Raw genomic sequence first — 12,277 nt, 5'->3', positions numbered from 1 at the left:
CTTAGTCACCTGCGGCTGGGACGAAGGTGGTCTGATGGCCGGGCGCGTCGCCGTCGCCCTCGACGATCGCGGTCTCGAACCCGTCGACGATCTCCGCCGGCTCGAACGGGTTCCCGTTGTACTTCAGCAGGCTCGACAGCTTCTCGCCGTACTGGCCCAGGTTCTTCTGGACGAGCCCGCGGAACTGTCCCGAGGCGGTCATCTCCACGACCAGCACCTCGTCGACGCTCTCGATGAACGCCCGGACCTGCTCGGTCGGGAACGGCAGCATGTCCGAGACGCCGTACGACTTCACCGAGACGCCGGCGTCGTTGAGGCGACCGACGGCCTCCTCGACGGTTCCCTGCTGGCTGCCGAACGTGAGGATGCCGTACTCGGCGTCCTCCGGGCCGGCGTACGACCCGGTGTCGACCGTGTCGAGGTCGTCGCGGATCGCCGCCAGCTTCTCGGCCCGCCGGTCGATCTGCGCGACCCGGTTGTCCGGGGACTCGCTGATGTGGCCGGTCGGGTCGTGCTCGTTGCCGGTCGCGAGGAAGCGACCGCCCTTCTGGCCGGGGATCGACCGCGGGGAGACGCCGTCGTCGACCTCGTGCTGGAAGCGGTGGAACTTCCCGTCGTCGCTGTGGGGCTGCTCCGACAGCGCGTCCTCCGAGAGCGTCTTCCCGAGGTCCGGGTTCGCCTCCCGGTCGAAGTGGCTCTTCGGGACGTTCGTCATCTCACCGCCGAGCTTCTGGTCGTACAGCAGGATCGTCGGGATCTGGTACCCGTAGGCGAGCCGGAAGGCGAGCCGGGACTGCTCGTACGCCTCCTCGACGGTGCCGGGCGCCAGCACGACGCGCTGGGAGTCCCCCTGCGAGGTGTAGAGGACGTGTTCGAGGTCGGACTGCTCCGGCTTCGTCGGCATCCCGGTCGAGGGACCGGCGCGCATGGCCTCGACGAGGACGACGGGCGTCTCCGTCATCTCCGCGAGCCCGAGCGGCTCGGACATCAGCGCGAACCCGCCACCGGAAGAGCCGGACATCGCCTTGACGCCGGCGTGGGACGCGCCGACCGCGAGCGCGGCCGCGGCGATCTCGTCTTCCACCTGCTCGGAGATCCCGCCGAGCTTCGGCAGGTTCTTCGTCATGATGGTGAACACCTCGGTCCACGGTGTCATCGGGTAGCCGGAGATGAACCGGCAGCCCTCGTCGATGGCGCCGTAGGAGATGGCGTCCGACCCGGACATGAGCAGTTGGGTCTCGTCGTGTTCGCCGGTCGGGACCGACACGTCCGGCGCGTCGACGTCGTACTCCTCTTGGACCTGTTCGTAGGCGGTCTCGAGGATCTCGAGGTTCGGGTCGAGGATCTTCTCCGGCATCGCGTCGCGCATCAGGTCCTCGACGTGGTCGAGTTCCATGCCGGTGATCGCGCAGGTCGCGCCGACGCCGGCGGTGTTGCGCATGACCTCGCGACCCATGTCGCGGGCGAGTCCGCGGAGGTCGAGGGGGAATACGTGCCAGTCGTTCTCCTCGGCGCGCTCCTCGAAGTTCGGGATCTCGGAGGCGTCGAGCAGCCCCTCGTCGTAGATGATGACCCCGCCTTCGCGGAGCTCATCCAGGTTCTCCGAGAGCGGCTTGATCTCCTCGTTGCCGTAGACGGCGCCCTCGGACGGGTTCCGAGCGAACGAGTCGCCGAGCGCTAAGAGGAAGTTGTAGCCGTCGCCCCGGGAGTTCACGGGGTCCGCCGACGCGCGGACCTCCGTGTAGGTGTGGCCGCCGCGGATTCGCGACGGGTAGTGCCGATGCGTGAAGACGTTGAGCCCCGATCGCATCAAGGCCTTCGCGAAGTTCTGGCTGGTGGAAGCGATCCCGTCACCGGATCCCCCCGATATCCGCCAGATGAGTTCGTCGTCAGTCATAATGGTATGTGAGCCCGAGTGGGCCTCGTGGCCTGAACTTGTGTTGGTTCCCTCTTATGGCTTGCTATGGAATCCCAAGGGACAATCATGAAGGTCTATTAGGGTGTCAAATGTTCTCGCGCTGCCGAGCCGATTTTCCGCGTTCTTTTCATTCGCCGCGCGCCGACTCCGGGTATGCTCACGTTCATCGGGCTCGGTCTCTGCGACGAGCGCTCCGTCACCGTCGAGGGGCGGGAGGCGCTCCGCGCGGCCGACAGGGTCTTCGCGGAGTTCTACACCAGCCGACTGGTCGGCGCCGACGTCGCTGACCTTGAGGCGCACCACGGCGTCGACGTCGAGGTGCGCGACCGCGCCGGCGTCGAGCAGGACCCGGAGCCGATACTCGCGGCGGCCGAGTCCGGCGACGCCGCGTTCTGTACCGCCGGCGACACGATGATCTCGACCACCCACACCGACCTCCGCCTCCGCGCCGAGGAGCGCGGGATCGACACGCGCGTGATCCACGGCGTGACCGCCCAGTCCGCGGCGTCGAGTCTCACCGGGCTCCAGAACTACCGGTTCGGCAAGGCGACGACGCTCCCGTTCCCGTACGCTCACGGCGGCGACGACGTCCCCGGGAGCGTGGTCGAGACGATCGAGGCGAACCGGGAGCGCGGGCTCCACACCGTCGTCTACCTCGACATCAAGGTGGGAACGGGCCCCGCCGGTCCGGACCCCGACCACGAGGAGTACATGACCGCGGACGTCGCCGCCGGACTGCTGGCCGAGGAGTGGGCGGACGAGCTCGCGGTCGTCGTCGCCCGCGCCGGCTCGCCGGACGCGGTCGTCGCGGCCGACCGTCTGAGCGCGCTCGCCGACCGCGAGTTCGGTGACCCGCTCCACCTGCTCGTGATCCCGGGTGACCTCCATCACGTCGAGGCGGACGCCCTCGTCGGTCTCGCCGGCGCCCCCGAGTCGCTCGTCGACGAGTGAGGCGTCCGCGGTCGCGAGGCGAACGCCCCCGAACCGACCGCACGTTTGATTATTATGTGGGGCGTTGGCACGCACCATGAATGACGTGCCGGTAGATCGACTCATGTCGACCGACCTGACGACTATCGAACGCGGGGCCGCGGCGGCCGACGCGGCGGAGCAGATGCGCGAGTCCGGGGGTAGCTCTCTCCTCGTCCTCGACTCCGACGGGGCCCTCGCCGGGCTGATCACCGCGACGGACTTCGTCGCCCTCGTCCGGGACAACGACCCGAAAGACCGGACGCCGGTCGAGGCGTTCATGACGACCGACGTGGTCACGGTCGGCCGCGAAGACACCGTCGCGGAGCTGGCGGAGCCGACCGCGCACGGCTACACCCACCTCCCGGTGACCGACGGCGACGACAGACCGATCGGCATGGTCTCCACGACGGACCTCACGGCGTACCTCTCGCGGCGAGGCTGACGGGTCGGGCGCCGGGACGGCCCGAGGCCGCGTGACGGCGCCGCATCCGAGTCGAGATCGCGTCGCGTTGTGCGTTCCGGAAGAGTAATGAAACATGGTAACACACAGCGCGGTATGGATCTCGACGACAGGACCCGCGTCGCGGACGTGATGTCGACGCCCTTGGAGACGATCGGGGCGGACGCGCCGCTCCGGGAGGCCGCCCGGCGGATGCGCGACGAGAACATCAGTGCGCTCGTCGTGACGACGGGCGGAGGATGTATCCTCACGCAGAGCGACGTCGTCGGAGCGGTCGCCGACGGGAGCGACCCGGAGGCGACGACGGTCCGCGACGTGATGACCGAAGACGTCGAGACGGTGACGCCGGACCTCATGCTGGAGGAGGTCGCCGCGATGATGACCATGTACGGCGTGAAACACCTCCCGGTCGTCGACGACGACTACGTCGGGATGATGTCGTCGACGGACATCGCCGCACACATCTCTTGAGGCCGGTCCGACGGGCCGCCTGACCCACTTCGCCCACCGGACTCAGCGGGCCCTCACAACAGCAACAGCGGCGCCCCCGCGACCACGCCCACGGCGATCAACAGGAGGTTCCACAGGAACACCGGCCTGACCAGCTCGCGCGCGATACTCGCCGCGAACGCCGTCTTCACCAGGATGCTGGCGGCCGTCCCGGCGACCACGCCCGCGACCGCGGTGTCGACGCCGATCTGTCCGGTCCCGAGCAGCGAGACCGCCGTGGTCGTCGAGGTCCCCGACGACACCAGCCCCGCGAGGAAGGAGGTGGCGACGAACCCGCCAGCGCCGAACGTCCGCTCGGCGACCGCGGAGGCGAGCAGCACGAGCAGGAAGAGCGCGCCGAACGTGAGCGCGTTCCCGAGGCTGAACGGCGAGGTGAGCTCCGCCTCCATCGTCGTCCGCCAGTCGCTCCGCCACACGGCGACGCCGATCCCCGCGACCGTGATCGCGCCGAGCGGCGCGCCGACGACAAGCGCCGCCTCGGGGACGAAGACGGCCACGACCGCGGCGTTCCGGAACGCCATGGCGGCGTTGGCGAGCAGGATCGACCCCACCGCGATCTCGCCGAGGTCGGCGCGCCCCTTCGCGCGCTTCGCCATCTCGGCGACGACCGCCGTCGAGTTGACGAGCCCGCCGAAGAACCCGGTCACCGCGTAGCCGCGCCCCTGATACCGCTTCACCAGCACGTAGTTGACGAAGCCGATGGCGCTGACCGCGACCACGAGCGACCAGACGAGCCGCGGCTGGACCGCGTTCCACGGGTCGATCGTCTCGGCGGGGAGGAGGGGGAAGACGACGAACGCGAGGATGGTGAACTCCACCGCGCTGCGCACCTCCTCGCGCGAGAGCCCCCACGCGAACTGGTGGAGCTCCCGTTTCAACACCAAGAGCAGCGACGAGAGCACCGCCACCGTCACCGACTCGATGAACAACTCCTCGGCGACGAGCACCCCGACCCCGTACGTGACGAGCAGCGACGCCGACGTGGTCAGCGAGAGCCCGTCGACCTCGGCCTCAACGAAGCTCCGGACCGCCAGTAACACCGCGCTGGCGACCACCAGCACGCCGCCGACGACGAGCAGCCCGGGCTCGTCGACGAGCGAGAACACCGCCGCCGCGAGGCTGACGAGCGCGAACGTCCGGATCCCCGCCGACTTCTGCGACCACTCGCGCTCCAGCCCGAGGAACATGCCGAGCGCGGTCGCTAACGCCAGCTTCGCGACGTTCGTCTCGAGGTAGACGAACGGGTCGACCCCGCCTATCACCGCCGCCCACCTCCGCGCGACCGCGCTCTCGGACCGGCGCCCGACGGTCCGTCTCGCGCCCTCGTAGTCATGACCGACCGTTCCGGCCCGCTACGTCTATAGCTTGCTATATAGTAATCTATAGTATCTCCAAAGCGGGGCCGTCGCGGACCCGCCGCCCTATCGGTTCGTCGGTTCGCGCGGCAGGTCGAGCGCCTCGGTCAGGTCGTGCTCCTCGCCGGTGATGAGGTAGAGCACGTCCTCCAAGATGACCGCGAGCTCGGGTAGCTCGCGCACCGCGAGGAAGGTGATCGCGATGAGCGCCACGACCGCCAGCAGCTGGCTCATGATCCGGTCGGAGATGAGGAACGACACCCGGTACGGGTCGGTCGCGCCGAACATCGTCATCACCAGGTCCGGGTACCAGTGCATGTACTGGTTGCCAGACACCACCGAAATGAACGTCGTCCGGAAGATGTTCAGGACGTAAATGAGCGGGATCGACACCGCGAGCGCGCGGAGCTTCCGCGCGAGCGGCGCCTCGACGGCGGCGACGAGGCCGCCGAAGATGGCCATACTCCCCAGCCCCGTACACGCCAGTACGATGTGGATGATGACGGTGTGGCCGTCGTCCAGCGTCCACGAGTACGCCGCCTCGTACCCCTCCCTGCTCGTCACCGCCTCCGGCGCGTACCCGAGCAGGTCGATGAGCGCACCGGTCTGCGTCGCCACGACCTCGATGAGGATCCGGCGGGGCTCCGGGACCGCGACCCCGCCGACGGTGAACGCCGGGATCGTCTCGAACGGGAGGTAGATGAAGAGCATGATCGCGATGGCCCGCGTGAGCGTGAAAAGCGACGCGCGCCCGTCGTAGAGGAGATACCCCGCGTACACGCTGGCGGGGAAGCCGACGAGCGCAAGGATCGACTCGACGTAGCTCTGGTGTTCGAACGCGAAGTACGGCACCGTCGACAGCCAGAAGAGCCCGAACAGCGCCCACGTCCCGGCCGCGAGCGCGCGACCGGCGGCCAGCCCGCGCTCGTCGAGCAGCCACGCCGTCGCGAAGAGGATCGCGACGATCCACGCGAACGTGAACGTGTCGGGAATCACGCTCAACACCGCCGGCGCGCCGTGGCCGAACATATCGCTACGGTCCGTCGTCGTCGAATAAAGCCCTTGTCGTTGCGTGCGATCTCGGCGTCAGACGGTCGGGTCGGCTCGCGCTTCCTCGTCCGCCGCCGCGCCGATCGGCCGGCCGGAGGCCTTACCGTTCCTCGCTGTCGAGGACGCGGATCTGGTCGCCGCGGACCGTCACCGGAATCGGGACGGTCGCCTCGTACAGCTCGACGGTCACCTGGTCTTTCCCCTCGTCGATCCGCTGGACGCGCGCCTTCTCGCCCTTGAACGGACCGGCGATCAGCTCGACGATGTCGCCCTCGGCGATCCCCTCCACGTCCGGGGTCGGCGAGAGGAAGTGCTCGACCTCGGAGAAGGGGCTCTCGGCCGGGCCGTCGCCGCCCTGAATGACGCCGCGGGCGTGCGGGATCTCGTCGAGAATCCGGCCGAACGCGGCCCCGTCGGTCGCCTCGACCATCACGTAGCTCGTGAGCTGGTCGGGGGCGATGACGGCCTGGATCTCGGGCGTCTCCTTCTCGGCGAGCATGTCGGCGACGGTGCGTTCCTGGCTCGCCGTCGTCTTGACCGAGTAGATCGGCATTACGCGCCGACCCCCGGGAGGAGGCTCATGATCGCGAACATCAGGAAGCCGATGAACCCGATGAGCAGGATCCCGGCGCCGGCGATCTTCGACACCTGGAGGAACTCGTCGGTGCTCGGCGTGCTCGCCAGCTTCAGCACCCGAATGTAGCTGTTGAGGTCGTACGGAACGTCCATGTTACCAGCAAATTCGAGACGAGACGGTTTTTACCTTTTGATGCGGCTCGGGACGGGGCGACTACTCCACGTAGTCGATGTCCTCGACGTCGGCGGAAGCGGCGCCGCCCTCCGGCGGTTCGCCGTTGCTCCCGTAGATCTGCGGCGACTCGACGCCGGTGACGACGATCATGGTTCGCATCTCGCCTTCGAGCTCGTCGTCGACGGAGGTCCCCCAGATGATCCGGGCGTCGGGGTCGATCCGGTCGTATATCTCCTCGACGACGCCCTCCGCCTCCTCGATGGACATGTCGGTGCCGCCGGTGACGTTCACCAGCGCGGAGTTCGCGCCCGAGATGTCGACGTCGAGCAGCGGCGAGCGCAGCGCGGACTTCACCGAGTCTTGCGCCTTCGAGTCGGAGTCCGACTCGCCGAGGCCGATCATCGCGACGCCGCCCTTCTCCATGACCGTGCGAACGTCGGCGAAGTCGAGGTTGACGAGCCCGGGCATCGTGATGAGCTCCGTGATCCCCTTCACCGAGCGCATCAGCACCTCGTCGGACACCTTGAACGCCTGCCGGACGGGGAGCTTCCCGACCGCGTCGAGCAGGCGGTCGTTGGGGACGACGATGACCGTGTCGCTCACGTCGCGGAGGCGTTCGAGGCCGGCCTCGGCGTTCGTGCGTCGGACCTCGCCCTCGGCCGTGAACGGGGTCGTGACGATGGCGATGGTGAGCGCGCCAGACTCGCGGGCCGCCTTCGCGACCACCGGCGCCGAGCCGGTCCCGGTGCCGCCGCCGAGCCCGGCGGTGACGAACACCATGTCGGAGCCGTCGATGGCGTCTTGGATCTCCTCTTGGGACTCGATGGCGGCCTCCTCGCCCACCTGCGGGAGGGAGCCCGCGCCGCGCCCCTGCGTCTTCTGTTGGCCCATGAGGATCTTCGTGTCGGCCTCGATGTTGACGAGGTGCTGGACGTCTGTGTTGGCGGCGACCAGCTTCGCGCCGTGGATCCCCTCCTCAGTCATGCGGTTGACCGTGTTGCCGCCGGCGCCCCCGCAGCCGACGACCGTGATGTTCGTCTGGAGGTCTTGGAGGACGTCCTGCAGCTCGTCGTCGGTCATCGTCCCGGTCTGTGGCGGCGCGCCGGCGCTCCCTCCGGCGGCGCTCTCGCCGGCTCCCCCGGCGTCCTCTGCGGGGGCCTCTTCGGCTTCGTCGATGGCGTCCTCAACGATGGAGTCCATTATGTGGTGTCGTTGCGACCCGGACGTATTTATTTTTGCCCGATCGTCTGACGCAGGTCGGACGCCGAAATCTCCGGCGTTCGCGGCCGACCCGAGCGAGTACGGCTGACGCGGTCGATCCGCCGGCCGCACGGGCTTTTATAAATTATTTGAGGGCGTCGCCGTCGATCGGGAACCGCTCCGTCCGCGCTCGCGACACGTCGTCTGGTTCGACGGTCGCGCCGTCGACCTCGACCGCCTCCCCGTCGGCGAGCCGGCCGAACGCCGGCCCCTCCGGTACGCCTCGTTCGGCCGCCAGCGACGGGTCGAACGCGGTCTCGCGGGCGACCACCGCGTTCCGGTCGGCCGCCACCTCGACCGCGTCGTACCCGGTCTCCAACACCGCCGCCAACCCGTCCACGAGGTCCGCGTACCCCGGCGTCTCCGGAGTCGTCGCGAACGCGACCCGCCCCGCCGCGCGGGTGCCGCCTTGTTCCGTGTCGAACGCGACGGCGACGCGCTCGACCGCCTCCCGCGTCGCGGCGGCGTCGAGCCCCTGCGCCCGCGAGCATAGGTCCGCCGGAAGGTCGCGGACCCGGACCGCTGCCCCGTCGCCGCCGGTGCCGTCCGCCCGGTCGCCACCGGCGTCTTCCGCCTCGGTCCCCGCCGTTTCGGGAACTTCGTCGGCGACCGCGCCGAACCGCAACCCCTCGTCGACCGGTCCGATCGCCGCCTCCAGCCGCTCGACGAGCGGGATCGGAGCATCGCCGACCTCGCGGACCCACGTCTCGCTCACGACCCGGTGACCGAGGTCCTCGACCACCGCGGCGAGGTCGGGGCGGTCACCGTCGATCACGGCCCGGTCGGCGCGGCTCCGCTCGAAGGCGGCCTCGATAACGTCGCAGTTCGCCTCGGGCGCGCCGAGGTCGGCGAGCGCCCAGTCGGCGCCGACGTGCCCAACCGCCCACTCGGTCTCGCGGACGATACGGGTGAACCGCGGCGCGTAGTGGCCGCCGCCGAAGCCGACGACGTGACGGGGGCGCGGCGCGGTCGCGGCGTCGGCGACGCCCTCGCCGACTACGTCCGCGCCGGTCCCGCGCAGGTCGAGGACTGCCCGCGCGACCGCCGCGGCCGCCTCGGGGTCCTCCCACTGCGGCTCGTCGGAGCCGAGTTCGACGAACAGCGACGGTACGGAGACGCCCGTCGGCCCGTGGTGGGTACACTCGATGCCGACCTCGTACCCCTCCGGGGCATGTCGCGCGAGCGCCTCGACGGCGCGCTTCTCCGCGCCCGGCGCGGCCCGCGCCAGCGACTCGGGGTCGCCCCCGTACTTCGCCTCGCCGAAGTTCCCGGTGAGGTGCGCGGTCAGGAGTTCGCCCGTCTCCCCCGAGTGTCTGGAGACGAACGCGAGGAACTCGGGGTCGCAGTCGAACGCGGCGGCCGGGTCCGACAGGCGGATGTGGAGGTCGTCGAACTCGCGGAGCTCGAACCCCGCCGCCCGGTAGTACGTTGCGCCCCCGTCGGCGTCGGGGCGCGACTCGTCCTCGCGCGCCTCCCAGTCGCCGACCTCGAGCAGCCGCTCGCCGATGTGCGCCGAGGCGCTGTCGGCCCGGCTGACGACGATCGCTATCACGACGCCGACTCGGTCGCCCGCGACGGAATAGCCGTCGGTTCTGCTCCGACTCCGCGGGGGCGCGTCGACCGGGGTCCGGCCGTCCGCGCTACGGGAGCAACAGATAGACGAAGGCCCCGTATCCGACGGTGAGGACCGCGCCGTCGACGCGGGTGATCCGCTCGCTGTACGCCATGATGCCGACGATGACGGCCGTGAACGCGAGCAGCGCGGGGAACTCGAAGCCGCGAACGCCCGGGGCGACGCCGATGGGCGTCACGACGGCCACGATGCCGATGACGGCGAGGATGTTGTAGATGTTCGAGCCGACGACGTTGCCGACGCTGAACTCCGCCTCGCCGCGCACCGCGGCCACGACGCTGGCCGCCAGCTCCGGCAGCGACGTGCCGAGCGCCAGCACGGTGAGTCCGATGAAGATGTCCGAGAAGCCGGCGGCCGCCAGCAGCGACTCGCTGCCGTCGATCAGCCACCGCGAGCCGAGGACGAGCGCCGCGATCCCGGCGACGACCATCGCGATGTCGCGGGCCCTCGCGTCCGGCATCTCGTCCCGCTCGCTGTCGGTGATCGCCGACTGGTTCTCCCGGACGCGTCGCAGCACCGCGGCGGTGAACGCCACGAGCGTCCCGAGCAGCACGACGCCGTCGAGGAACCCGATCCGCCCGTCCCAACCGAGGCCGACCAACAGCAGCGCGGCCAGCACCATGAACGGGACGTCACGGCGAAACACCGTGTCGGAGACGTTGAGCGGGCGGATCAGCGCCGATACCCCCAACACGAGCCCGATGTTCGCGATGTTCGAGCCCACGATCGCGCCGAGTCCGATGTCCGTCGACACCGTGACGGCGCCGAGCAGGGAGACGAAAAGCTCCGGGGCCGTCGTCGCGAACGCCACGACGGTGACGCCGACCGTCGACGCCTTCAGCCCCACGGCGAGCGCGAGGTCCCTCGCCCCCGCGACGAGCAGTTCGGCGCCGGCGTACAGGAGGGCGACGCCGACGGCGATCAACAGCAGTTCGAGGAGTGGCGACCCGGGCAGCACGGCTCCCGGTTCGCAACGGCGTTTCAAAAGGGTCGTGATCCGCGACCGCCCGAGGTGGCGGCCGTTACCGTTTCGCTATGAGGCGGGTCTCGGCCGCCCCTTCGATCGGTTCAGGCGTGTCCCGCCCGGAACTCGCCGTGTTTCACGCCGATCGCGAACGCGAGCCCGCCGAAGACGAGCATCGACGGGACGACCATCATCAGGGTCGTCTGGAGGGGCATCATCTCCGCGCCGATGAGGCCGCCGGCGCCGACCGCGACGATCAGTACGAGGATCGCTGCCGCGCGTGGAAGGTCGAATTCCATGGTTTCGGTACGTCGCGAGCGATGCTAAACGTTCGGTCTCCGCGACGGGATCACGCCTCGATGATCTCGTCGTCCTCGCCGCCGGGGATCCGGATCTCACCGTCGAGCGCGACCGTCGCCCGACCGCCGACGCGGACGCCGTCCGCCTCTACTCGCACGCGCACGCGGCCCGGTCGGTCGAGGAAGTGGCCCTGCTCGAAGCGGAGCTCGTCCGGCTCGTCCCCGTCGAAGGCGTCGACGTGACGGAGGTATCCGCCGACCGCTCCGCTCGCGGTGCCCGTGACCGGGTCTTCGGAGATCCCCAGTGAGGGCACGAACGCCCGACCGTGGGCCGTCGAGTCGGCGTCGAGCGCGTCGAAGGAGAACGCGTACACGCCGGCGACGTCGAACTCCTCGGAGAGGCGCTCGACGGCCGCGTCGTCCGGGTCGGCCTCGCCGAGCCGCTCCAAGAAGTTCACTGGGACGACAAGGAACGGGAGGCCCGTGGACGCGACCGCGGCGGGGAGGTCCGCGCCGACGTCGCGGAGCGCGGCGGGGTCGACGCCGAGCGCGGCCGCGACCCGGTCGAGATCGACGTCGACGACCTCGACGCTCGGCGCCTGCTGTCGCATCCAGACGGTGCCGTCGTCGTCGACCGCGACGCTGAGGTCGCCGACGTTCGTGCGGAGCGTGCGCTCGCCGCCGTCGATCGCTCCCTCGGCGAACAGGGCGCCGTAGATCGCGATCGTGGCGTGCCCGCAGAGGTCGACCTCCGTGGCCGGCGAGAAGTACCGGAGCCGGTCGTCGGCCGCGCCGTCGGCCCCGGTCAGGAAGGCCGTCTCCGAGGCGCCGAGCTCGGCGGCGACGGCGGCCAGCTGTTCGTCGCTCAGCCCCTCTGCGTCGGGGACGACGCCGGCGGCGTTCCCGGCCAGCGGCTCCGCGGCGAACGCGTCGACGAGCAGCGCGCGTCGGGTCTCCATGTCGAACCCCTCCGAGGTCGCGAACAAAAAGCCTCCCGAGGCGCTCCGAGGCGGACGGGGCCCTTCCCGAGCGGAGCGGCGACGCCAGTGCGCGGTCGTCGCGGGTCCAGGGTCGTCGCGGGTCCGGGGCCGTCGCGGACGCCCCG

At 69.9% G+C, this 12,277-nt stretch carries 13 protein-coding genes; 3 read left to right on the top strand and 10 right to left on the bottom strand.

All coding sequences use genetic code 11. The annotated features are described in order from the left end of the window. Position 1 precedes the first annotated feature (1 nt). The gene (locus EXE47_RS04110; RefSeq protein ID WP_049931142.1) at positions 2–1,897 is read right to left on the bottom strand and encodes a 2-oxoacid:acceptor oxidoreductase subunit alpha; all 1,896 of its coding nucleotides are present in this window, start codon (positions 1,895–1,897) and stop codon (positions 2–4) included. A gap of 174 nt (positions 1,898–2,071) precedes the next feature. Here EXE47_RS04110 and dph5 point away from each other — a divergent pair, with 174 nt between their 5' ends. From dph5 to EXE47_RS04095, 3 genes are all read left to right on the top strand, one after another. Next, on the top strand, positions 2,072–2,869 hold the full coding sequence (gene dph5 / locus EXE47_RS04105; protein WP_086216107.1) for a diphthine synthase: 798 nt from the start codon (positions 2,072–2,074) through the stop codon (positions 2,867–2,869). Between the two features lie 76 nt (positions 2,870–2,945). After that, positions 2,946–3,332, top strand: coding sequence for a CBS domain-containing protein (locus EXE47_RS04100; protein WP_049931137.1), 387 nt, complete (start codon positions 2,946–2,948; stop codon positions 3,330–3,332). Between the two features lie 114 nt (positions 3,333–3,446). After that, positions 3,447–3,821, top strand: coding sequence for a CBS domain-containing protein (locus EXE47_RS04095; RefSeq protein ID WP_086220484.1), 375 nt, complete (start codon positions 3,447–3,449; stop codon positions 3,819–3,821). 53 nt (positions 3,822–3,874) lie between these two features. On the opposite strand, the gene EXE47_RS04090 is transcribed toward EXE47_RS04095, so the two are convergent. From EXE47_RS04090 to EXE47_RS04050, 9 genes are all read right to left on the bottom strand, one after another. After that, entirely contained in the window at positions 3,875–5,122 is a 1,248-nt protein-coding gene (locus EXE47_RS04090; protein WP_049931132.1) for an MgtC/SapB family protein, read from the bottom strand. Between the two features lie 159 nt (positions 5,123–5,281). Continuing rightward, positions 5,282–6,244: an archaeosortase A gene (gene artA / locus EXE47_RS04085; protein WP_049931130.1), complete on the bottom strand. Its 963-nt coding sequence runs from the start codon at positions 6,242–6,244 to the stop codon at positions 5,282–5,284. Between the two features lie 121 nt (positions 6,245–6,365). Beyond that, a complete protein-coding gene (locus EXE47_RS04080) occupies positions 6,366–6,818 on the bottom strand; it encodes a transcription elongation factor Spt5 (protein WP_049931127.1) in 453 nt (150 codons plus the stop codon). Further along, positions 6,818–6,994, bottom strand: coding sequence for a protein translocase SEC61 complex subunit gamma (locus tag EXE47_RS04075; protein ID WP_006628863.1), 177 nt, complete (start codon positions 6,992–6,994; stop codon positions 6,818–6,820). The genes EXE47_RS04080 and EXE47_RS04075 overlap by 1 nt, the downstream gene beginning before the upstream one ends. 61 nt (positions 6,995–7,055) lie before the next feature. Further along, a complete protein-coding gene (gene ftsZ, locus EXE47_RS04070) occupies positions 7,056–8,216 on the bottom strand; it encodes a cell division protein FtsZ (protein WP_004598343.1) in 1,161 nt (386 codons plus the stop codon). Between the two features lie 145 nt (positions 8,217–8,361). Next, positions 8,362–9,828, bottom strand: a complete 1,467-nt coding sequence (locus tag EXE47_RS04065) for a D-aminoacyl-tRNA deacylase (protein ID WP_137690673.1) — start codon at positions 9,826–9,828, stop codon at positions 8,362–8,364. An 88-nt stretch (positions 9,829–9,916) separates the two neighbouring features. Next, positions 9,917–10,867, bottom strand: a complete 951-nt coding sequence (locus tag EXE47_RS04060; protein ID WP_086216104.1) for a calcium/sodium antiporter — start codon at positions 10,865–10,867, stop codon at positions 9,917–9,919. Between the two features lie 110 nt (positions 10,868–10,977). Next, on the bottom strand, positions 10,978–11,172 hold the full coding sequence (locus EXE47_RS04055) for a hypothetical protein (RefSeq protein ID WP_049931121.1): 195 nt from the start codon (positions 11,170–11,172) through the stop codon (positions 10,978–10,980). Positions 11,173–11,222: 50 nt separating this feature from the next. Beyond that, positions 11,223–12,131, bottom strand: coding sequence for a PhzF family phenazine biosynthesis protein (locus EXE47_RS04050; protein ID WP_049931119.1), 909 nt, complete (start codon positions 12,129–12,131; stop codon positions 11,223–11,225). Between the last annotated feature and the right edge of the window lie 146 nt (positions 12,132–12,277).

Source organism: Halorubrum sp. GN12_10-3_MGM, from assembly GCF_005435235.1.
Taxonomy (GTDB): Archaea; Halobacteriota; Halobacteria; order Halobacteriales; family Haloferacaceae; genus Halorubrum; species Halorubrum ezzemoulense.
Note: the sequence above shows the minus strand (reverse complement) of the source record. Positions and strands in the feature narration are given on the sequence as shown.